Origin of the sequence: Sedimentibacter sp. B4 (assembly GCF_000309315.1) — a bacterium.
Lineage (GTDB): Bacteria > Bacillota > Clostridia > Tissierellales > Sedimentibacteraceae > Sedimentibacter > Sedimentibacter saalensis.
In genome coordinates this window covers 1-397 of record NZ_CANG01001004.1, presented here as the reverse complement: position 1 = coordinate 397, position 397 = coordinate 1, and the positions used below count along the sequence as shown (strand labels likewise).

1 protein-coding gene is annotated in these 397 nt (G+C 71.3%); it reads left to right on the top strand.

Annotated elements, in window-relative coordinates; all coding sequences use genetic code 11:
* Window positions 1–39 precede the first annotated feature (39 nt).
* Window positions 40–276, top strand: a complete 237-nt coding sequence (locus BN358_RS21465) for a hypothetical protein (protein WP_198018535.1) — start codon at window positions 40–42, stop codon at window positions 274–276.
* Window positions 277–397 lie beyond the last annotated feature (121 nt).

Below are 397 nucleotides of genomic sequence, written 5' to 3'. Positions count from 1 at the left end.
CGATGAACGGAAGTGTTGCCGCCTGACGTGGTGGCGGAGTTGGTGAGTGGTCGGCCGCGGTCGCTGGGCCAGATCGTGGCGGGCGCGGAGGTGGCAGGGAAGTTCTCCGCCAGCCCCACCCCCACCAACGTGCAGGGCCGGGCCCGGATCCAGAACCTGCTGGTGACCACGACGGACGGGCTGGGCAGGGTGTCGGCCTCGGTGCCCCATCCGGGCATTGTGGACGCGCCCCTGCTGGCCGCTGTCGCCGGCGTGGACGGCGCCGACCTGGCGTGAAGCCGATCACCGTCGAGTTCACCAACGCCGCCGACGCGGTCGCTGAGGGTGACACCGTCCGGAGGCGTCCCTGGTCTACACACAGGGCGAGTACGTGCCGCTGGAGACCGTCGCGCACGTG